At 39.9% G+C, this 24,229-nt stretch carries 13 protein-coding genes; 1 reads left to right on the top strand and 12 read right to left on the bottom strand.

The window, feature by feature from the left end; all coding sequences use genetic code 11:
* Positions 1-134: 134 nt before the first annotated feature.
* The 11 genes from BN161_RS07620 to BN161_RS07570 all read right to left on the bottom strand — a co-directional run bounded on the left by BN161_RS07620 (position 135) and on the right by BN161_RS07570 (position 20,465).
* Complete coding sequence (locus tag BN161_RS07620; protein WP_044264561.1) at positions 135-1,250, bottom strand: alginate lyase family protein; 1,116 nt, start codon at positions 1,248-1,250, stop codon at positions 135-137.
* Positions 1,251-1,287: 37 nt separating this feature from the next.
* Positions 1,288-3,156 carry a hypothetical protein gene (locus BN161_RS07615; protein WP_044264557.1) on the bottom strand — a complete coding sequence of 623 codons (1,869 nt, stop codon included), beginning with the start codon at positions 3,154-3,156 and terminating at the stop codon, positions 1,288-1,290.
* Positions 3,157-3,862: 706 nt separating this feature from the next.
* Complete coding sequence (locus BN161_RS07610) at positions 3,863-6,322, bottom strand: hypothetical protein (protein ID WP_044264554.1); 2,460 nt, start codon at positions 6,320-6,322, stop codon at positions 3,863-3,865.
* Between the two features lie 185 nt (positions 6,323-6,507).
* Positions 6,508-8,286 (bottom strand): RagB/SusD family nutrient uptake outer membrane protein, encoded by a 1,779-nt coding sequence (locus tag BN161_RS07605; RefSeq protein WP_044264551.1) that lies wholly within the window; start codon positions 8,284-8,286, stop codon positions 6,508-6,510.
* A gap of 25 nt (positions 8,287-8,311) precedes the next feature.
* Complete coding sequence (locus BN161_RS07600; RefSeq protein ID WP_044264548.1) at positions 8,312-11,458, bottom strand: SusC/RagA family TonB-linked outer membrane protein; 3,147 nt, start codon at positions 11,456-11,458, stop codon at positions 8,312-8,314.
* Between the two features lie 328 nt (positions 11,459-11,786).
* The gene (locus BN161_RS07595) at positions 11,787-12,458 is read right to left on the bottom strand and encodes a TonB-dependent receptor plug domain-containing protein (RefSeq protein ID WP_044264546.1); all 672 of its coding nucleotides are present in this window, start codon (positions 12,456-12,458) and stop codon (positions 11,787-11,789) included.
* 90 nt (positions 12,459-12,548) lie between these two features.
* Entirely contained in the window at positions 12,549-13,517 is a 969-nt protein-coding gene (locus BN161_RS07590; RefSeq protein ID WP_044264544.1) for a hypothetical protein, read from the bottom strand.
* A gap of 19 nt (positions 13,518-13,536) precedes the next feature.
* Entirely contained in the window at positions 13,537-14,241 is a 705-nt protein-coding gene (locus tag BN161_RS07585; protein ID WP_244436439.1) for a hypothetical protein, read from the bottom strand.
* Between the two features lie 26 nt (positions 14,242-14,267).
* Complete coding sequence (locus BN161_RS07580; protein WP_007214630.1) at positions 14,268-15,851, bottom strand: RagB/SusD family nutrient uptake outer membrane protein; 1,584 nt, start codon at positions 15,849-15,851, stop codon at positions 14,268-14,270.
* A 13-nt stretch (positions 15,852-15,864) separates the two neighbouring features.
* Positions 15,865-19,014, bottom strand: coding sequence for a SusC/RagA family TonB-linked outer membrane protein (locus BN161_RS07575; RefSeq protein ID WP_044264531.1), 3,150 nt, complete (start codon positions 19,012-19,014; stop codon positions 15,865-15,867).
* Between the two features lie 218 nt (positions 19,015-19,232).
* Positions 19,233-20,465 carry a site-specific integrase gene (locus BN161_RS07570; protein ID WP_044264523.1) on the bottom strand — a complete coding sequence of 411 codons (1,233 nt, stop codon included), beginning with the start codon at positions 20,463-20,465 and terminating at the stop codon, positions 19,233-19,235.
* A 194-nt stretch (positions 20,466-20,659) separates the two neighbouring features.
* On the opposite strand from BN161_RS07570, the gene galB reads away from it, so the two are divergent.
* Complete coding sequence (gene galB, locus BN161_RS07565; protein WP_044264569.1) at positions 20,660-23,281, top strand: beta-galactosidase GalB; 2,622 nt, start codon at positions 20,660-20,662, stop codon at positions 23,279-23,281.
* A 436-nt stretch (positions 23,282-23,717) separates the two neighbouring features.
* On the opposite strand, the gene BN161_RS07560 is transcribed toward galB, so the two are convergent.
* Positions 23,718-24,197: a copper resistance protein NlpE N-terminal domain-containing protein gene (locus tag BN161_RS07560; RefSeq protein ID WP_007214623.1), complete on the bottom strand. Its 480-nt coding sequence runs from the start codon at positions 24,195-24,197 to the stop codon at positions 23,718-23,720.
* Positions 24,198-24,229: the final 32 nt, after the last annotated feature.

Raw genomic sequence — 24,229 nt, 5'->3', positions numbered from 1 at the left:
TTCCGTTTTAAGGAACAATATGTTCACAGGCAAGAAATGAACGTTTCTTGCCTGAGAAATAAACGTTCCGCAGGGGTTCTTCGTGGAGTCTTATTTATTGCACTTCGCTACAGAATAATCAATAAAGGAAAGTCTTATCGGACAGGGAAACCTATACTGGTCAGCGACGCCCAAGGCATAAACGATTGATTGTCCGTTCCTTCCGGACGACTTTTTTGAATCATCTTACGAGTGTACGGCATATCCATTCCTTTACGGTCATGATAATGATGATAAGCCCGTTCCCAGGCAGGACAGATCTTCTCCCGTTGTTTGGATGAGATCTCAGGTCCATAGACCGACTTTCCAAACCAAGTGATATACTGCACATGAGGAACTTCTTCGCCGGACATGTATCGGGCCGTATACTCAAATCCTTTGTAGAGGCGATTGTCGAACGCTCCATATAAGTCTATATCTTGATTCCAGGCAATTTCAGCGACACAAGCAAGGAAAGCAAGGCCCATCTGTACATGTTGTTGGTCACGTCCACTCTCCTGGCATTGTCCGCTTTCATAAAAATAATTTTTGATAGCCCCATTCGTATTACCATCGGTAAGCTGCTTACAGGCAGTATCAAAAATATCCCGTCGGTCAAGGAAAATGCCTATACACATAAGTGTTTGTCCGTTGGCAGCATCCCAATTGCCATTATAACGAGGCGTCCAATCCTTTATCACCGGATACCAGATATTGATGACCATATCTTCAAATGCTTTACGATCTTTGGCATTCCAGCCCTTATAAGTATGTTTTATTATCTCGGCAGCATTGAGATATTTGATTCCCGCCGTACCCACCTTTAATTGACGGTTGTGATTTACGACCGAATCAAGAGTCTGAGCCCAAGCATTGAATATTTCGATAGCCTTTTCCGCATAAGCTTTATCCCCTTCCACATACCATTGTAAAGCCATGGTATAGGCTGCCGCACCATCACGTACAAACTCTTTCCCTCCATTATCGGGTTTATTATAAGGTCCGTTATCTACAACCTTAAAAGGAGTCGGTTTATAATTGAGCGAAGCAATTTCCGATGACTTGAGCTGGGTCCATGCTTCCTTCCAAGGCTCCTCGCCTGCAAGGATCTTGGCTTTCATGAATTCAAGATCAGAGGTCGCGTGTAACATTCCGGGATGTGCGAATTTCTGTCCGAAACTAACAGTACATATCAACGCATACAGGAGTGAGAAAAAAGTTCTTTTAGTCATAATCGTTAAGAAATTTATTGCTGATATTATAATTATATTATTTTCCGACAGTTCTTATCAGAACCTTCCGGCTATAAGCTTTCTGGCCGGCTTCGTGCACACGAACTACGTAAAAATCATCATTCAATGGCATACTCTCCACCCAATTGTCAGAAGAAGATTTGAGCATCTGCACCATGCTTCCATGAGTCGTGTAAATAGATATCCATGCATCTTTTAGCGATTTTACTCTCACACGATTTGTTTCCACAATAATGTGCGGGATATCTTCTCTGCCTGTTTCAGGTATTAGCCCCGTAGAGATGCCTCTTGCCGCCCTCTGAGCCTCATAGAGTGATGCGGGCTGCAAGCCTTTACGATTCTGCCCTTCTATATATCCATTGGTATATTCACTCATATTGTTGCGGTATCTCCGTATTGTCTTAGCAGTGCATCCGATAGCATAATTTTGTCCCGTAGGCACTTTATCCAGATAAATGGCACCGTCTTGTACATCACAATTCCAGAATACGCTGTTGGTGCCTCCCCATCCGTGACCGCTTCCCATATTGTCACGCAGATACATACCTATTTTCCCGGCATTTGATTTTATAGTTCCCAATTCCATCCAGTTATCAAACAAAATCCCCTGCGACCACAACCGATGTCCCTCAGCTTGTGCAAGGGAAAGTTCCGAATGGAAATTCAACACAACAATACCGCTGGTGGAGGCACAGCCATTAGAGATATAGTGATGACGCCCGTTACGGGCATAGCAGTTTTTCAATAAGATGAGTTGTGAACGATGGTAATTCTCAAAATTATAATACGTACCTCCCGTACAAAGTCCGGAGGGATCAATAGCATAGCAATCTTCAATTGTACTCCTCGTAGTGGAAGTCGTTTTAATACCCGCATGAACAAAACCGGACATTGAAACACCTTTCACCCATGAATTCTCCAACGAACTCATATAGATACAATTCTGATCGACGTTAGCCGTAGAATTCTCCGGACTTCTTTCAAAAGAGATGTGCAGATTCTCAATGCCTACATTGTGGCGGATTGTTCCCGGATTTGAAATCTTGTAGATATATGCCTGGGCATACTGTACGTCGAGCGCATAAAATATGGGAGCATCCACTTCAATCATATTTCCTTCCACTTTGGTGACGTAGCGATGATAGGAAATATCAATATCCTTAGTTTTCCATTTCTTGCTTTCATCTGTGTCGCGCTTTGTATTGCCGCCATACCAGACTGCTTCCAGCCAAGCTGTTGTGGTAGGATATTTAATACAAATCAAGTCGCCTGCCTGATAGGCGCTTGCATCTTCCACCTGAAAGGAATAATCGCCGGGCATCACCTTCTGTGTTACAATATTTACCTGAGCATCACCTTTCCCATTTCCCCAATTGTGCGCAGAGGAATTTCCCATTAAAATAAGCCGTTTAGCCTTTTCTGCCGCATTTCTTCCGTAGAGAACCGTGGAATCATTGTCCGAGAAGCAATTACCTTCGCCACGCAAAATGACTCCGTCGTATGTCAGGTTTAACGTCCCGTCCACATTATATCGTCCGGCTTTCAGCAATACGACTCCTCTGATACCCTCTGCGTCCAAAGCATATTTTCCTACTTCGTCAATGGCTTTCTGTATATGTTGCGTATTGTCGGCTTCCTTGTCCTCCAGAGGCCTGAGAGTAATGGTGCGTTCCGGCAAACTGACCACAGGAATGTCTTTTCCATTCCCGTATCCTGCCTGACTAAAATCCGGAATGACAAAACCATCATTATCTTTCTTATAAGTCAGGCTTCCAGATTCATCCTGAATAACGAGTTGCGATTGCCAACTTTCCTGGGCATTAAGGGAGTAACTGCCTACAAAACATAAGCTCCCGATACATAAAGATACAAGTTGTGATTTCATATGTATTTATTACTTTTTGTGATATGTAAAGAAAGGGAGATTTCTTCTCTTCATTTTGTAGTGTTATCTCATTTCCTTGTAATATTGTATCGCTCTGTTTCAAGATGACAAAGATTATAGCATTTCATCAACACAAAGATATACTATGGGCGATTATTCTAACAGGGCTTTGAGGAGAAAACGATCTTTTAGCCAGACTAAGCATCTGTTTTTCCCAAACAGATGGTCTATCTGACCGGAACAGACGGTCTGTTTACCCAAAACAAACCATGTATTTCCCCTTAACATACCTTCTTTTCGGGCAAAACTAACATTCTTTTTCGTGATAAGGCTACACCTTATGCCCGAAAGGGTGTAGCCATATTGCATAAAGGGTGACACCATCTCGGATATAAGGTGTAGCCCTTTACTTATCGGGTTATATTCTTTTCTGGTTATATCGGGAAAGTATTCGGAGGAAAAATATTATTTTCACACATAAAGCGCATGAAAGATATTATTTTTATTTAAGATACAACAGTCATTGCATCCCTTTTTGTAATTCTGTCCCCTTTTCCTTTCTTTCCGCACTTCTTTAATAAGGAATGCTTGCGTTCTTTCTTTTTCCCCCACCGTTGGGCGGAAAGAAAGGAATCTGAGACAATAGAATTATCATTTTGTCAACTATGACAAAATGATTTTTATAGGTCATTTTCTGAAAAAACGATTAGTCGTGCGGCTGAGGATTCGGATTGGTATGCGCTTCATAAACTTTGAAATCAGCCAACTGTAGGCTTTCATCTTTAAGTCCGTTATCGGGTCTGTCGGATGCACTTTGCATTTTCCGCCCCAGACTGCGATAAATACCAAATTTATTCCGGATACTTGTCGCCCCCTTCCTCCATAAGTCTACATCTGCGAAAGATTGGTCGGCAAGCACTTTCCCATCGCTGATACGGGTCAGTTTGATGCGGAATGTGCCATGATGGGTATAATGCATTTCTGTCTCCACTTGTATCCATTCATCTTCAAAGTCGGCAAGCGGAAGGTTGTCTATAATAACACCCTTGCCGGACGTTCGTGTGTCGCCTGTATGAATTACTTGTACACGCTTATTCCCTCCGTCTTCATCGCAACGGGTACTGATAGTAATGAGTGGTGCGCCATTATTACCTTCCTGCGCCTTCAGTTGGTGAAGATGACAGAACTTGGTGGTGGGTTGGAAACCTTTGGGTATGCGGAGTTTCCATTCCAGCCGTTGCCACTCGTTCCAGTTTCCGTTCAGATGATACCAATCATGGTTTGTCTGGCTTTTCATCTCATTGCGCTGGCGGTCACTCAGTAATCTTCCCCGGTCACTGTCCAAAGCCCCGGCATTGGCATGATTGGTGAATTTGAAAACATATTGCTGCAGGGCAGCATCAAAAAGAACTTCACAATGCACACCGTCATAATGGTCGTTTTTCGAGATATTGGGATGTTCAGAATAGTCCCAACCCAAGGCACGCATATATTCGTGTATAGCTCTATAATCTTTTCCCGTTAACTCGCGAGAGGCTTGCATACCTCCCTGAAAAACATAGTCGGAACGGACAGGGGAAGGTAACTGCACGGTAGCCCCATATCCAATGGCTTGCAATGCAGATTCGCCCAAACGCTCCTTCAATTGCGCCAGATAAAGACTTCGAGGGGCAACCGGAGTATCATGCGAGTCGAAAACACCTACCGGCAACGTAGGACCGGACTGATTGAAGGGACGACGCAACGGAGTACTTTCTCCTTTACTGCCTATTACCCAGTTATAAGTGCCCGGGGGAATCTGATTTACATAACTCTTCGCCAAGCAATTCCAGGCAACAGACCAGGCTGTGCCCCAACCATGACCGGAACCCATGGAACCACGGTTCTTGAAATCAATACCTCCGCCCGGTAAATTACAATTGTCAAGCAATAAACCTGTACTCCAGCGTTGATGTCCTTCTATACGGCCATTTCCTTTGAAGTTGCAATTAAGGAATACAATAGGCCCTGTTTGTCCGGCGCCAAGTGCCACAAACCAGATGTTATCTCCCTCTACCGAACAACGGTCAATCAGAATTTGTCCTCCGTTCGGTGCAAACTCCGCCGGTTTGGAAGCTCCCTGGTGCAAAGCCCTTCTGATTACGTTAATCTGCTGCAAAGTAATTCGTCGCCCGCCTACACCTATACTCTCCATGGTTTCCAATGCATTGATGTCCTTTGCCCAACAGTCTTCTCCGTTGATTCTTAGTGCATAATATAATGCTTTCCCGTGATTGACCGCTTGTGCGGGTGACTCGATGCGCAGATTCTCCACACCGCACTGACGGAGGCGTTGTATGTTATTGGTCACTACCAATGTAGTATTGTCATCGGTGAATTTCGCATCGTAAGAGTCTACCAGCGGGACACTCAGCACAATTGTATTTCCTTCAATACCTGCAATGGTCCGTTCGGCAATCAGTTGTCGTCCTGCCTTTATCCAGGTCTGAGGTTTTCCGTCACGAACCAAATCATTCATTTTCATATATTTGATCCATTTTTCGGTTACGGGTTTGCGTATTTCTATATTGTCGCCGACAGAAAGTTCGGAAACATCAGTTACCGTCAAACGATATGAACCGGCAGGGATGTACTTGTCAGTCACCTTTATGCTTTTTTCATCCGGAGCAGCTTCGCCTAAACGATTACCCGCACGTTGGCGGATGCCGTTATTCACCACGATTGCTGTATGCTTATCTCCGGTCATGACGATAACGCTTCCACTCGGATCACTTCCGCTACCGCGCAATACGACACCATCTGTCATTATCTGAAGAGAACGGTTACATACGTAACGTCCCGGTGCCAACAGAACTGCACCCCGAAAGCCATCGGCATCTTTGGGAAGTGCGGAAACCATATCAATGGCTTTTTGAATATAATCCGTGCAATCTTCATTTTCTCCTAAAGGATGTACGGTCAGTTTTGCCGGAACGTATGGCAAGGTTACACCACCGCCCTTATATCCGGCATGTGAAAAGTCGATAATCCGGTCACCTCTCTTAGTGGCTTTATACACTAACTTTCCGTTAGCATCCGAATAAACCCACTGGCTTTTGCCTGTTGATTCCTGCCCCATAATGGATAAGGGGAAAAGAAGGCATAGTAGATAATAAATGTTCTTCATTCTTTGTCTTATTCAATAAAGTTAATTAATGGTGTAACAAAGGAAAAGGAAAAAAATGATTTCCATTATATAGATTGTCTCAAAAGCTTGTAAAAAAAGAGCAAACTTCTACTACTGAGAGTAAAAGTTTGCTCAATATTGGTTTAACTAAATACCTTAATTAAGAGATTCTGTATTTTGGTATACTATTTTAATGGATCAAAGTCACCACTTTCCCAACCAATAGTCTGTTGCAATTTCGGATTCTGTTCGAAATGTTTACGAGCCAATCCTTGGAAATAATAGCTGTCTTTTACGTCCCATTGATAGGTTTCGTCAATTCTCCAGGTTTGAGTAGTGAAATACTTAAAATAATTCTTTGTCATCAATTCCGGATCGCTCTTTATCATAGTTATAAAATCTCTTCGTGCCATAGTAGCATATTCATTCTTCACTTGTATTTCAATTCTGTAACGGGAATATCCTTGCATATCAGAGAATATTTTGCGACGAAGCAAATCCCAGAAACGTTTGCCCTCATAAGCCAATTCAATGCGGCGTTCATAGAGAACGGCATCAACTAATTCTTGTTGGCTCATATTTACTTTTAAACCATAGAGCCCGTCCGCATTGGCCGTTATACCGGCTCTTTTACGAATATCTTTCAGGATAGTATAAACTTCATCAGATTTATTTCCTACTTCCGCAGCACATTCAGCAAGATTCAATAACACTTCTGCATAACGCATTTCAATCCAGTCCATGTCACCGTGATCCTTGGCTTCAGTAGCTGTCTTTTCAGGGATAGAAAACTTGCATGAATAAAATCCTGTGCCAGTCGGACTGTGAGTATCTTCGCCACCTTTGTAAGTATACATACAACCTTGAAACCATTCCGGCATACCATTCAATGGATATTCAGCACCATTGTAAACGATGATATCGTAGAAACGGGGATCACGGTTCAACCAGAACATGCCGGTAGCGTCAGTAGCAGTAGGATCAAAAGCTTCCTTCACACCATCACCATCTACATCTACTCCTGGAGTAGTACCATCAGCCATTGGGAAAGCAAGTGCCATATCCAATGTAGGATGGTGGTTACCGGTAGCTCCTACCGAAAACTCCAACGGACGAAGTCCTGCCATGAAATTGTGTGTACGCACCGGATCGAGAAAACGGGTAGTGATTACAGTCTCAGAGGTAGTTTCTTTTGTCCATATCTCCTTATAAACAGGATGTAAAGCACGTTGTCCGTTCTCTGACAGTTCCTTTTGGGCCGCTAAGCAGGCATTGTATGCTGTCTGCCAACGGGTACGGTCATTGTTCGGATTAAATTGCTTACTGGCATAAGTCATCAACACACGTCCTTTGAAAGCCATAGCTGCTCCTTTGGTGATACGTCCAAAGTCATTTTCACCCCAAATACTGGGCAATGAAGCCGCTGCATCATCAAGGTCTTTCACTATCTGGTCAATACAATCTTTTGCTGTATTCCGAGTAACATACAAATCGTCACTATGTCTGTCCTGCGGAGTTAAAATCAAAGGTACACCTCCATAAATTTTTACCATCTCAAAATACTGATAAGCACGTAAGAAAAGCGCTTGTGCCTTTATACGGTTCCGGATGTCCTCGGACAAACTACCTCCATCAATACTTGTTAACAAAACATTGATAGTATATATCTTGTCATAAGGCCAATGTTCTCCTAACGGACCTCCGGCAGTAGCTACCGCCGTCAATCGGCCATGAATAAAATCACCACCTCCGTTGCCTTCATCACTATATTTAGAATAATCACCACTAAATGATGGTAGATTATCTTTGTAGCATTTATCCAAAAAAGCTGTAGCCAGAATTTCACTATTCCATGTTGCCTTTTCGCTGACAGCTGTCAGGTCATCTTTATCCAATACGGAAGTACAGCTAGTCAAGCTTGCAAATGTCAATGCTGTAATAGCTATTATATGTTTTGATTTCATAATATTCAAGTGTTTTTTTATATAATTAGATCGTTAGGTTCAAACCAAATGAGAAGTTTCTCATAACAGGATAGTCTGAAATACTCGTTGCTTCGGGATCCATCCATTTTACTTTATCCTGTAATAAGAAGAGATTTGTACCATTCAGGAAAAGTCTTGCTTTCTCAATACCTATCCGCTGAACAAATGTCTTCGGCAAATCATAAGATATGGATATATTTTTGCAACGCAAGAAAGAAGCATTACGTACCCAAAAGGAAGAAGCTTCATTATTCTTATACTGTGTAGCGCCCGGCATTGAAGCATTTGTATTCTCCGGGGTCCAGTGGTCATTATAATATTTGAATGTACTTGTATGGGCATTGATACCATTACCACGGAAATCCATCAACTTCTTATGACCGGCCATACCTTGGAAGAATATATCAAGCATGAACCCTTTCCATTTACCGCCAATCGTGAAGCCATAAGTGATAGGAGCTACTTTATTTTCAATAATAACAACTTTGTCATCATCTGTAATGATACCATCCGGTTCATCACTCTCAGGGCCACGTACATCTTTGTATATCAACATACCTAAACCGGGTTTCTGTCCTTTAATAGTCATATTCGGATTTTCTTCCATATATTGCTGTAACTGTTCCTCGGTACGAATCATTCCAATACATTCAAATCCCCATTCACGGCTCAATGACTGACCGATTTCAGATTTGTATGCCCGGATATTTTCTGCTTCATCTTTCTTGGACCACCAGCTGTTTGCAAAACTAAAGTTACCTCTTAAATAATAGTCCAATTTACCGATTCTGTCATTGTACCCCAGTTCTACTTCGAAACCACGGGATTTAACCTCCGAATAGTTCTCTTTTGGCAAAGATGCACCAAATGTAGTAGGTACACTCACATTCAGATTATCAAGAATGTCGTATGTACGTCTATAGAAATATTCAAAGCTGAAATCAAATTTATTTCTAAACCAACGGCTATCAAAACCGATGTTGTAAGAAGTTGATTTCTCCCAAGTCAATTTAGGATTAGGAACTTCCTTAGGCTCCAATCCATAAGATAAACCATTGAATACGGCACCTGTAGTAATTCCGTAACGAGCCATCCATTGCCAACCGCCAATAGCATCATTACCTAATGTAGCAATAGAACCGCGCAGTTTCATATAATCAATAAACTTGATATTCTCTGAGAAGAAAGGTTCACTGGAAATACGCCATCCTGCTGAAACAGAGGGGAATAAACCCCAGCGTTGATCAGGAGCAAATTTTGTAGAACCATCGACACGGAATGCAGCTTCCAGTAGATACTTGTCTGCATAAGCATAGTTCAGACGCCCTACGTAGGAAAGGCGGCCACTTTCACTTACAGAGCCAGCTCCAACAATAGATTCAGAAGCATCACCACTTGCACCGAAAAATTCCGGCATTTCCCAAGTGATTAGTTTATTACGCTGTGCATCAAATTTCTCACTATCACCTTCAGATTGTTCATAAACAAATAATGCACTTAAATCATGGTTACCAAACTTACGGTCATAAGTTACAAATAGGTTTAATTGATATTCTTCTGCCAACTGGTTTTCTTTAAATACATAGTTACCGTCATCACGAGTTTTGGTAGATACTACTACATTACTCGGGTCAATATAATGATTGTTCGTTCCGGCAGTCTGGAAATTATACATTTCATACGGGAAGTTCACCTTTTTAATTAATCGATTATCCAATGTACGGTTATACTGTACTTTCAGTTTCAGACCTTTTACAAAGGGAACTCGATATTCCGCAGTCGCATTGACATTAACATTTTGCCATTTCTTAGTATGTAAACCCGATTCTTCGCTAATAAGCATTAACGGATGCCATTCAATAAAGTTACCTACTGGCATTCCATCAATCATACTTGGAATCATCTTGGTACGGAGCAATAATCCCTTGTATAAGTCATTCATACGATCACGGTCACCGTCGGATTTCCAATTAGGTTTGGTATCTTTACGATTATCTGTACTGATATTCAAACCAACTGTAAAATTCTTACTGATATCAGCATCAATACTAGCACGGAAATTATATTTAGAATACTTCAAATTATCAAATGAACCTACATTATAGAAATAAGAACCACCGATAAAATAACGTACTTTTTCGGTTCCTCCGGTAATATTGATAGCATGACGAGTAGACCATGGAGTTTTCCATGCATCATCCAGAAAACTATAATCAGTTGTTTTGAAATGTGCCAACTCGTCATCTGTATACCAAGAAGACTTGGTAGTCGGATCTTGCTGTTCTACATTCGGATTCCAAATGGCATTGTTAAGATAACCCTGTATAGCACGGTCATTCAAATAAACAGCATGTTCATAAGCACTAAGCGTCTCCGGAATCATAGCAGCTACATCGATACCTACCGTACCAGTATAATTGATAGTTGGTTTCGCATTTCCACCTTTCTTTGTGGTAATCAATACAACACCATTAGCAGCACGGGCACCATAAACTGCTGCCGATGCACCATCTTTCAATACTGATATATTAGCCACCTCACTGGCATCCAGTGCGTCAAACGCCATCTTATCCCTTACTACTCCATCAATAACATATAGTGGGTCAGAATTGTTAGGAGTACCTTTAGCGCGTACACTAAAAGAGGCTGAAGTTCCCGGTTTACCTGTTCCTTGAGTTATATATACACCTGAAAGGCGTCCTGCTAATGCTGAAGACAGATTAGCTGATGGAAAATCTTCAATAGCTTTGGCATCAACACTAGTTACACTGCCCGTCACACTTCCCTTTTTCTGCGTACCATACCCTACTACAACTACTTCATCTAAAGCTTGTGAATCTTCAGTCAATACAATTTTCAGATTACTTTCAGTAACGACTTTAGTTACATCCTTATAGCCAATATAACTAAACTTCAGAGTCGAGCCTTTAACACATTTAATAGAAAAATTACCATCAATGTCAGTAATTGCTCCGTTAGTAGTGTTCAATTCTGCAACTGTCACTCCAATTAACGGTTCACCATTCTGATCCTCTACGCTTCCTGTTACTGTTATATTCTGAGCATGTACTATAGTACCAAAAGAGAAGCTCAACAGTACCAACAAAATACGCCATAACAGCGATTTCGACAAGTGTTCTTTCTTTTTCATTAAAATTACTTTTTTTGATTAGACTTAAATAAACAAAGCATTTTTCCAACGCTTTCTCGTTTTATTATTAAACATTTCTATTACATAAACCATAGCATATGTATATAAAAAAATAATATACATAGCTATAAAATCAGTATTAGAACATTCATAATGTGGTTAGACTAACAACAATACAAAGAAAGGAATGAATTTATTAACCTAATATCAGTTGCATCTCAAAAGCTTGCATTTTTATTGCAATAGATAATAATTTCCCCAAAAATAACTTCATTTTATGGGAGAATCAGTTTAAGATGTTTTTCATGGCAGAAGAGTTAACGAAGGATTATTTTATCCGTATGATGATAACGCCATTAGCTCCTTTCATTCCATATTCAGAGCCATCTTTTTTAATCTCAACTTCTTGTATATCTTCTACTGACACTGCATTATTGGCTTCCTCCAATGAATTATATTCGGTTCCGCCTATAATGAAAAGCGGTTCGGTACTGAGGGCAAAAGATGAACTTCCCCGTATTGAAGCCTTCATTTGTCCGTTTGAATAATTAATCTGCAATCCGGCAATATTACCTCGCAGCAAATCTATTAAATTGTTGACGTCTAATTGCCGGATTCTCTCATAAGTGATAATATTGCTATTATAGGTTTGTTCCGGTATTTCCTGATACATGCAGGTTATTGTTTTTTCATTCGTGGCATAGCGCAATGAATTCTTCCCCAGATGTATGGTATAGGTTGGAATTCCCGACATAGGCACATAAGCCACCAACTTCCTGTTAGGATATACCAACAGTGTATCGCCTGTTTTCACATTATCCAGTTCAAATGTACCTTTTGATGAAGTGGAAAGCATCTTCATGCGCCCCTTTACCCGCATTTTTATCTTTTTGGCCGGTTTACCCTTTTCATTCAGGATAACTCCTGCCACATTGTCCTGTGCTGTTCCCACCAGTGAAATCAGAATAGCTGATAATAAAATCAGAATACGATGTTTCATATCTTTATAATATTAATAAAAAGAGAGAATATTCAAACACAATATGTATGTCTAATATTCTCTCCTTTTTAAATGAATGAGATTGATTATTTATCTTTCACGAGGTGCGGCTGTGCAGATTGTACCATTATCAAATACAAATAGATTATCGGCAAAAATAACGACTTTGTTGTCCAATCCGAAACCAGAGCGGGATACATAATATTGATCCTGCACACTGGCTAATGCACTGCTCTCAAAATATTTCTTGCCATCATAGTAAACAATGAATTTCTTATTTGCATCGATTGATACCGCAATAGTTTTGAAAGCATCCTTTTTAAACTTAAAGTTTGCCGTATCCGTACCTTCATCTATTGTAATATCTTCCGTCTTTCCTGTTGTCACATTGGTTGTTGTATAAGTTGCTTTCCATGCTCCTGTTTTGGGATAGGTCGTAAAGCATGCCTTAGTTACATAAAACGTGGCATTATTGATACGGGCAAATTCAATACGGATCTCTGCAAAATTATTATCTGAAGGACAAGCATTTACTGCATAGTCCACTTGTGTGGAGAAAGGAACAGATACATTATTCCAGCTACGGGCAAAACGTCCGTCAGCTTTAGTGGAAGTTAATTTAACTGCACCATTCGTTCCCTTATTAGCGTCAAATGCTACTGTCATAGATGCATTGGACCAGCCTTCATTATAATAAGGAGTCTCAAAGTTAGAGTAAAACAGTTCATCCAGTACAGTCATTTTGGAACGACGGGTTTCTTTCTTACCACCACATTTCACCGTGCACCAAATTTCATAAGTTCCGGCTTCATTCGGAGCTTTCCATACATTCTCAAATAGTCCTTGAGGATTTGTCATGCTTCCACCATCGCATCCCCATTCATAACTAACATCTGTATCATCACTGAGTTCGGCAGAAACAAATACTTTCACCACATCATTACGGCAAAACTTTGTGCCGAAAGTGTTCAATGAAACAATATTTACACTGTCATCGTCTGAACAGGAAGTGAAGATCACACATATTAATATAGCAATATTGAATATTAGTTTTTTCATACGTTTCTATATTATTAATTTATTCTTGACCCAAAAAATATCTCGATGGGCGAGGTTGCCACCAGTCAGATACATGGATATAACCATCACGTGCATGAATGTTAGTGGTGCGACAACTACCGGAAGATGCAGCTAACAATCCTCTAAAATTCCATTCAAAATTATTCAATTGAAGCGGCAGGTTACGGTCATGTCCGGCCTTGACACACATTACTGCAGTATCTCCTTGAAGTGTCTGACCATCTTTATTGTAGGAAAAGCTACCTTCTCCATAAGTCCCGATCCAACGGTCCGAAGAATCTATATTAAAATATGACCATTCTCCTCTTACAATATGATAAGTCAGTAATTCTTTTACCACTTTCTTGTCATATTGCTCCCATGCAGTAGCAGCTGCGGCTTCCGTAGTTCCTGGAAGCATCACCGGATTTTTCTTCCAAAAACAATTATCCCCACTGCTAAGAGCGCTATTGGTCAGCAATATATGCGTATTTCCTGCTTCTTTATACAAGTCTTCAATTCCTGCATACTGAATACCTTCAATTAAAGAACTGAATATATCAGGACGGCTCTGGATAAATTCCCAGATTGTCATATTTACCTTATTATCCGCTTTTTTTGCTTCATATTCCTCGTTGCTTTGAAAATCAAGGTCAAACAAGGTGCATGAACTCAGTGAAATGCAAAATAAGGCCAGACTTATAAAATATCTAAAGATTTTCATATTCATTATTGTTTAAAACATTATTGTTATTCTTCATAAGGTTTGTTCTGTTGTCCTCTCATAGATGGATTCTTACGGAATACATCCTGATTCAGAGGCCACAAAATTCTGCCGTAACCACCAATCTGATTAGCTTCTTTCTCAGCACCAATAACAAAACCTTCCGGAATTCTCTGATCACCCAAGTCTTCATTCTGCAAATATGGATCTAAATATTCTTTTACCATATCATTGCGTACCAAATCAAACCAACGTTTACCTTCTGCCCAAAGCTCAATGGTACGTTCATCGATAATCAACTTAATCAAATCTTTTTCGGTTGGGTAATCCTCTAAAACTGCAGTATTTTCCCAACCTGCACGTTCACGTATTTGATTGACGATATTAATCGCGCCTTGATAATCTTTATGCGTACCTAATACTAAAGCTTCAGCTTTTAGCAACAAGATATCTGCTAAGCGATAAATTGGCATATGGGTAGAACATGATCCGTTAGCAACATAGGAATATCCGGGCCTGCCATCATTAGCAGTTGCTCCGTATTCTGTGAATTTCGGGCATTTAATCTGGAAATTAGCGGCATTACCATAATCACCGTTCATTGCTTTTTCATACGATTCGTCTATCATCTCGTCAGGAGTAATGAAATAGCTGATAGCAAATGTATCCATAATCATAGTGACGCGGTTATCTTCTCTCTTACGGGATACCAATTCCTTATAATATGCTTTTGTCGGATGATATCGGATGGTGTTTGAACCTGACGCAAGTTCCTGAGCATATCCAAAGCCGTTGCTGTCTTCTTCATAGTTCCAGAAAAGATTGAATATCATTTCTTTAGAACTTGATGGATTCAAAAACATACTGGAATAGGTAGATGCCGGTTCAAGACTATATTTATAGTTTGTCAGTAAGTCATTAGCAGCTACGAGCGCTTTGTCATATTCCTTATACCACATCAATACATCTACACGCAATGCCATAATAGCTCCGCGGTTTAAATAGTACTTACTGGCACTAGACATATCTGTAGAAGCACCAATATGTTCTAATGCTTTCTCTATATCTTCCAGAATAAAAGCTTTCAATTCTTCTACAGAAGTCCTTCCATAATATCGTTCCTGCGAAGAGACATCTTCCATGGGTTCAGTGATTTTAGGTACGCCGCCCCATACACGTATAGCATAAAAATACATCAATGCACGCATTGCATAAGCCTGACCTAAATATGGAGCAGATACAGAACTGCCTATAGGGCTGGTGGGAATATGCTTAATAGCCGCATTCGCACGATAAATTGTTTTATAAAGATCACTCCAACTGGAAGAGCCCGACTGAGAATTCAAACCATTGTATAGTAAGTTACGGTCGTAAGCCGTACCGCGTTCTGCATATACACCGGAACGAAGTTCGCCCCAATAGAACCAGTTTGTACGTAAGGTAGATTGCAGACCGTCATACATACCTGCATTCCAGGTTTTCAAATCCTGTTCCGAAGTCCAGAAAGTTTCGCCCGACAGCGAACTTTCGGGTTGTCTGTCTAAGAAGTTCTCACAAGAAGTGAGCAGCAGACTGACACCAGCGATCAGTAAATATTTTAATCTTTTCATAAGTTGTTACAAGTTAAAAGTTAACATTTAGTCCGAAACCAATTTCTCTTGCGGTAGGATATCGTCCGTTATCAATACCCGGACGCAGCACATTGCTATTGGAAATACTTGACGGATCAAATCCTTTGTATTTTGTCCAAGTCAGAAGGTTGTTTCCATATACATACAACTGAAGATCGGAGATATGGAACCGTTTGATAAGATTACGGTCAACCCTATAAGCTAAACGAGTATTTGTAAGGCGAATATAGTCGCCATCTTCCAGGAAGAAAGAAGAAAGTTCACGCGCATTGTTTACACCAGTTGTTGCTTTGGCACTACTATAAACTTCTGTTATTTGTCCCTGATATTTCCACAAACGATAACAGTCTCTTGCTAATGGAGTCATATTCGATGATGAATTTTGTAACAGGTCACGGCGTTGTTTATTATAAATCTTGTTGCCAAAACTTCCATAGAACGAGAAGGATAATGAAAAATTCTTGTAATTCAAATAGTTAGTCCATCCCATATACCATGTAGGCATACCATTACCCAAAATACGTCTGTCCGAATCACCAATTACACCATCATGATCCAAATCATCCCAGATTATATCACCACCTTTGCTCACCGAACCAGCGGTAGTCATTTGACCTACATCACCTGCATATTTCTGACCACCTTTTGTCTCATAGTGTGAGAAAATGGGTTTACCGTTAGAACCATAAATATAGTTATTATAGTTATTCGGATCTCTTTGATACACAGGAATCAAGCGGTCACCAAATGAACCGTCGCTATTCTTGATATATGCATTTGCTTCATCTGTGGCATAAATACCCAAGGCTTTTTGGCCGAACCATTGTCCCAAAGGCGAACCTTCTTCAATTAAGTATTTACCATCTTCCACAAAGCTCTTGCCTTCCGATAGCTTTAATACTTTATTCTTGTTTTTAGTATAGGTAAGAGTGGTCTGCCATGAAAAATCACGAAGTTGAACAGGAGTTGCATTTATTGTCAGCTCAATACCTTTATTCTCAATATTACCCATATTGACACGCATACTACTAACACCTAATTCTGAAGGGATAACTTCATCGGCCAACAAATCTTTAGTCTTCTTGATATAATATTCTGCCACTAAAGAAACTCGTCCGTCAAGTAATGTCACATCCAAACCAATATTAGTTTGTTCCGTCGATTCCCAACTCAAATCAAGGTTGGCCAGCTTATCCGTTTGAGTAACTCCGATGACGCCATTATAATATGAACCAATATTATATTGGTTAATTGATTCATAGTTACCTACACGTTCATTACCATTTGTACCCCAGCTAAGTCTGAATTTAGCATCAGTCAGTACAGGTTTTGCCCAGTCAAAGAAGAATTCATCAGAAGCACGCCATGCAACAGATGCAGACGGGAATAATCCCCAACGGTTACCAACAAAACGTGAAGAACCATCATAACGAAGATTTGACGTAAATATATATTTTCCTTTATAACTATAGTTTACACGTCCGAAAAAAGATGCCATAGCATGACTTTCATAAGTAGTCTTAGTTTTTGTCAGGTCTTTCACCTGCTGAGCGTTAGAAGTAAGGATCGATTCTGATACATAATCGCTACCTTCTAAGTGGAATGTTTCATCACGCCAATCCTCGACACTGGTACCGAACATAGCGCCTACTGAATGATCTTTGAAATCTCTGGCAAAGTTAATGTAAGTTTCCGCAGATAATTTGCGAGGGATTTTTGCATCATTAGAACCGGAACTGATACCTGAAGAAACTAAATCTCCACGGATCAACTGGTCATTACGGTTAACTTTCAATTCACCCTGTACATTGGCAGACCAGATCAAGCCTTTCATAAGCTGAAATTCCGCTCCCTGATACAAAGAAACTGAGTAGGAAACACTTTTATTAACACGTTCATAAGCATCAGCTATCGGATTGAACTGACCACCATTATTATATACATAAGATCCGTCAGGAAAGTAAAGTGCCATTTGTGGCGGACGACGTAATGCCTGATTGATTACACCACCGGTATTGATGTTATTCTTATCAGTATAAGCCACATTGAAACGGCTCATTAATTTGAAACGATCCGACACAGCGAAATCAACGTTAGTTCTGGAAGTTACACGATTCAAATAACTATTTAGTACAATACCTTGCTCGTTCAAATAGCCGATACTTGTATAATAACTCATTTTATTCTTTGCACCACTGATATTAATATCAACCTGGTTAGAATGAGCCATACGAGTAATCAAATCCTGATAGTCATTATCAGCCATGAAGTTGGGATGCAAAGAGTCATTACTGGTTTTCCATAAAGAAGTTCCTGCATTACCGGCTCTTTCTTTCAAATAACGTTCAAATGCATTTGCCTGATCAATCTTATGTCCTAGCTTCTTCATTGAGTGGTTATACTTCACTGAAATTCTGGCAGGAGCACCTTCTTTACCACGTTTAGTACTGATGATAATTACACCAGCAGCTGAACGGGAACCATAAATAGCGGCTGAAGCAGCATCTTTCAAAATTTCCATGCTTTCAATGTCGGCAGGATTGATAGTAGAAATATTATCTACTGCCACACCGTCTACAATGTATAACGGAGTAACACCTGATCCCATAGTAGAAGCACCACGAATCAGCATAGTACCTGTATCTCCAGGAGCACCTGAGTTATTGGAAATCTGCAGACCGGACACTTCCCCCTGTAATGCTTGAAAGATATCAGTCGGTTGACGTTCTTCAATCGTTTTGGCATTTACAGTGGAGATAGCACCTGTCAAATCTCTCTTCTTTACCGTACCGTAACCTATGACTACAACTTCATCCAATGCCTGGGCGTCTTCCGTTAGTACTATATTCATTTTAGTACCCATTGCCACCTGCGTTGCGTCCTTATATCCAATATAGCTAAATTTCAATGTAGCACCTTTGTTACATTTAATAGAGAAGTTACCATCAATATCAGTAATTGTTCCATTACTACCTTTCATAACGGAAACCGTTACTCCAATTAGAGGTTCCCCATTTTGATCGACAACCGTACCAGTTGTTGTTATTTCCTGAGCATATAGATTAAAACTCATAGAAAATGCAAACAGAACGAGGAAAAACCGCCACAATAGCGATCTTAAAATGTGTTCTTTCTTTTTCATTAAACTACTTTTTAAAATTAGACTTAAATTAACAAGGGATTTCACCTAAGATTCTTTTTGAGTTGTTCATGATTTGATTGTTTTTACATAATATCAATACATCATTTTAAACTCTGTCTATGAAAAGCAGTTATTATTTTGATCTTGTGAAAAGAAAGAGATGGAAATAGTTTTTGCCCGTCACTACGGAACATGCTATTTACATATACATATTTGTTTTATAGATCGAACCTTGTTAAGAGTATTGAATTCTTTTTCCTTTCTTCAGCTTCAAAACTTGCGAGATAGTTTTCGGTAATAGCTAAATTGGAATGCCCAAGGCTTTCAGATATGTAGGAAATGTTGACACCACTGCGCTTTAATACTGTTGCAAATGAATGACGCGCTGAATAGGTTGTGACGCGTGGAATGCCTGTCTTATGGGAAATTTTGTAAAGTATCTGATTACATTCGGTTACAACCTCCCTTACCAGTTTTACTCTTTCAAACGGATTTTCTTTTCCGGTAGCGAAAGGAAAAATATAAGTTTCAGGTGACTTAGGTGGATTTCCCCATTTCTCTATTATCTTTTGCATTTCGGGCGTGATAACTGCATGAATAATCTTACTGTGTTTGGTGTTTCGGGCTGTTTTTGCACGTATGAAGCAGATTTCTCCATTGATGATGTTGGAGTACTGTAAGTATAATAAATCACGAAAATTAATGCCATTACATAAATAAGAGAAGAACCACAGATCACGATAAATTTCAGTCTTTTGGGTTCCATCATTATAAGTAATAATTTTCTTTATTTCTTTCAGGTTTAATGCCAATTTGCGTCCACATCCAGTGGGTACTTCATACTTTCCTTTTCCAAAAGGATACTGACTTTCTTTGATGATACCATCTTTACGTGCTATATTGAGAATACATTTGAGATTCCTGAAATAAAATCCCATGCTGGAGTAACTGATTCCTAATGCGGATAAGTGATGTTCAAAACGGTTTAACCAGTTGATGGTAATTTCATGAAAAGAAATGTGCTTTCCTGCAAACTGTTCTATTTTATTTAATGAACCTTTATAAGACAGATAAGTATTGGCTTGTCCATTTTCCTTTAACTCCTCTAACTTCTTATGAAATAAAGCATTCACTGAAAAATCAGAATATCTACCTAAGCGTGCATTTAAGATGTCAAAATGAAATTCACCCTGAAAAGACAGAAATTCAACTTGCTGCCTGATTAGAGAAAAACTGTTTTCGATATTACGTCGTATTTCGGATAGGTGCCGGCTTTTGGTGTGTGGTAATGCTTCCCAGTCTTTAATGGAAACTTCTTGTCCGGTAGAATAATATTTCTGCCTTCTGTTGTGGATAACTTGTACTTTTATGGGGAATAATCCATTCATCTTTTGTTTCCTTTTATCTAATACAGTGAGTACGGAAACCCCATCTTTAGAATATTTATACATGGCTTTTTAAATTTGTTGGTTATTAACTATGAATTGAAATTGTATTTAGCAACATACTATTTGCATACAAAGTTGATAAATAAGGTCCATATTAAAAGATATTTGAGACAGTATTAACAGAAACATAGATAATATTGATAATCGTCTATCTTTCTATTCCTTACTTTTGTAGTGCTAACAATTTAACAGATTATATGAAAAACAGATTTCTTATTTTATTGAGTTTTGCACTCATTATCGGACGAGGTGTTATTTGTGCAAATACCTCAACGGTGCGTGAGCGCCTAAACATTAATCGTGATTGGTGTTATCAGATAGATGATCCGGATGGGGTGGATGCTGCATTACATTACTCTCAGCTAAAGCCTTATTTATTACCTTGTGCCAACGATTTTATTATATTCGGGAAGCAGTATCAGAGACCGGAAGGTAATCCGGGAGAAAATATCGCCTATGTAAAATCTGATTTTGATGATAGTGGATGGAGACATCTGAATTTACCTCATGATTGGGCCATTGAAGGCCCTTTCAATATTGACTATGACGGTTCGACTGGAAAATTACCTTATTGGGGGATACGCTGGTATCGTAAAACACTGGAGTTATCGCAGGATGATGCCGGGAAGCAAATCTATCTCGATATTGATGGGGCGATGTCATACGCCTCCGTGTGGTGTAACGGGCAATATGTGGGTGGGTGGCCTTATGGCTATGCTTCTTTTCGCCTTGACTTAACACCTTATATAAAGGCAGGACAAAAAAATGTATTGGCTATTCGATTGGATAATCCGGACGATACTTCACGTTGGTATCCGGGTAGTGGTATTTATCGGAATGTATGGTTAGTGAAAACGTCTCCTGTTCATGTGGAGCAATGGGGAACTTTTGTGCGAAACCGGCAGGTTGATTCAGAAAGTGCTGTTATGGAAATGGGAGTGAATATTGAGAATCATGCAGGAAAAGATGTTCAGGTAAAGTTGCAGACAAGTGTATATCTGCAGGGGAAGGATGGGCATCCTATGGGTGAAGAAGTAACTCAAAGTACGACTAAGGATATTGCGATTAAAAAAGATAGCTGGTCGAGTGCCCGCTTTCAATTTAAAGTAGATAAACCGAAGTTGTGGGATATTGATACTCCGAATTGCTATGTAGCGGTCAGCCGGATATTCATGGATGGAAAAGAAATGGATAATTATGAAACTCCTTTTGGCATTCGTACAATTGAATTTACTCATGACCAGGGGTTCATACTAAATGGACAAAAAGTAGATATTAAAGGTGTGTGTATGCATCATGACTTAGGTGCTTTGGGTGCTGCTTTTAATGAAGTGGCTGCCGAAAGGCAGTTACGTATCATGAAAGAAATGGGTGCAAACGCCATTCGTACTTCACATAATCCGCCGTCACCGGAGTTGGTTGCTCTCTGTGACCGTATGGGCTTGATGATGCAGCTTGAATTAGCTGATACTTGGCAAAAAGGGAAACGCAAAAATGATTATAATCTTCTTTTTGATGATTGGAGTGAAGCAGATATGCGTTCGTTGGTACGTCATTATCGTAATCATCCTTCTGTCATAATGTGGAGTATAGGTAATGAAATGCCTGATCAGACGACTGATCAGGGAATTATAATAGCTCGTAATCTGACAGCTTACTGTTATGATGAAGACCCTACACGTCCTACTTCTTTAGGATGTAATAAGCGGGATGCCGTTTTCCGGGATATTGTGAATCAGGTGGATATATTTGGTCTGAACTATTTCCATAAAACCTATCCGGTTTTCAAAGAGCAGAATCCGACTCGCCGTTATCATGCCAGTGAAACTTCGTCTGCAACGAGTTCTCGTGGAGAGTATTTCTTCCCGGTAACTACTGATGCTAACGATAGTCGCTCCAGCTTCCAGCTTTCATCGTATGATATGACAATTGTGGGGTGGGGATGTAGTCCTGAAGCCCAGTTCAAGATGAATGAAGAGTATCCGTTTATGAGTGGCGAGTTTGTATGGACTGGATTTGATTATCTGGGTGAACCTACTCCTTATAATAAGGATCTCACTAATTTGTTAAACTTTAGTGATCCGAAGGAATTAGAGAAAGCCCGGAAAGAGTTGGAAGAATTGGGTAAGATAAAGGCGCCTTCCCGTAGTTCTTATTTTGGTATTGTCGATTTATGTGGTTTTCCAAAGGATCGTTATTACAACTATAAAAGTTACTGGTGCCCTGATGTGCCCACTGTGCATATATTGCCTCATTGGAACTGGGAAGAGCGGATTGGTGAAATAACTCCCGTTCATATTTATACTTCGGGAGATGCTGTTGAGCTGTTTTTGAATGGTAAATCACTGGGACGTAGAGAAAAAGCTCATTCATATGACCGTTTGACTTGGGATGATGTGCGTTACGAGCCGGGAAGTTTGAAGGCCATAGCTTATAAGAACGGTCAGCAATGGGCGGAAGAACTTGTAGAAACTACTGGAAAACCAGCCGCTTTACAAGTGACAGCAGAGAAAACAGAGCTTAAAAATGATGGTACTGATTTATCATTTATCCGCGTAGCTGTTGTGGACTCTCAAGGTCGTGTTGTTCCTCGTTCTAAGAATCATTTGAAGTTTTCTGTAACAGGACCTGCCGAGATTATAGCTACGGATAATGGAGATGCAACCAGCCTATTACCATTCCAGTTATCAGAAAGAGATGCTTATAACGGTTTGGCATTAGTCATTTTGCGTAGCCAGTATATGAAGCAGGGAAAAGTAGTACTTACAGTAGAATCTAAGGGGCTTCCAAGACAAAAGGTTGTATTAAAGGTAGAATGATGTTATGAGTATAAATTGTAGTTACTACTAGTATATAAATATAGACTGACGACCGGGAATACCAGGTATCAGGTGGATTGAAGAAAAGCGGCTGTCTCACAACAGTCGCTTTCAATTGACAATCTCCCCCTAATAACCTATGAGATAATACCTATTTACCAACTAACTATGAATATTAAAAAGCCTATGAATTTAATTTCTATTTATATAGTAAGAATAACTGTTTTTCCATGAGCTTCTCTCTTTATTGGATAGGACAAAGATACGCGTAACAATGATAATGGATTTAAAATATTATTCCAATCATTATATATATTGTTTCAGTCACTTCATTTCTATATAAAAATAGAACATTCTTGGGTTGGTGTGATCGGAAAGGGATAAAAAAGGGGAGCCAACTTTTGTTTGGCTCCCCTCACATGAAATGTTTTGCTGATTATTTCTTCACTTGAATAATATCGTAGTTCAAGTCGCTGACAGCTTCTTGCAGACTATCGTTAACCAAACGTAAAGTGGTATCGTTCACTACTACGAAGTAGACAGGAGCGTCACCATCGCTCGGTGTCAGTTTGTAGGCTGTCTTTTGTTTGTTGTTCACTGTCTTCTTGATGACTTGTTTTTTACCTTTGGAAGTGAAGCTCTTGTTCTTTCCTTGACCTTCCGCATCCAAGTAAGTAGTAACCAAAGTATAACCGCTTTCTCCGTCAGGACCTACACTGTCCACGCTCAATACGTATTGGATACCCGGGCCGTCGGCAGCAGGAAGAAGACCTTCGTATACGGCTACGGCAGAAGAATCATTTCCGGCAACTGTCAATACTCCTTCACCTACGGCGGAATCATTGTTCTGGGTTCCTTTTGATTGGCAGGATACCAATGCAGCAGCGATGGCTGCAATCATCATTACTTTTTTCATTGCTTTAATGGTTTAAGTTAATATATAATGCA

Origin of the sequence: Bacteroides timonensis, assembly GCF_000513195.1 — a bacterium.
Lineage (GTDB): Bacteria > Bacteroidota > Bacteroidia > Bacteroidales > Bacteroidaceae > Bacteroides > Bacteroides timonensis.
Note: the sequence above shows the minus strand (reverse complement) of the source record. Positions and strands in the feature narration are given on the sequence as shown.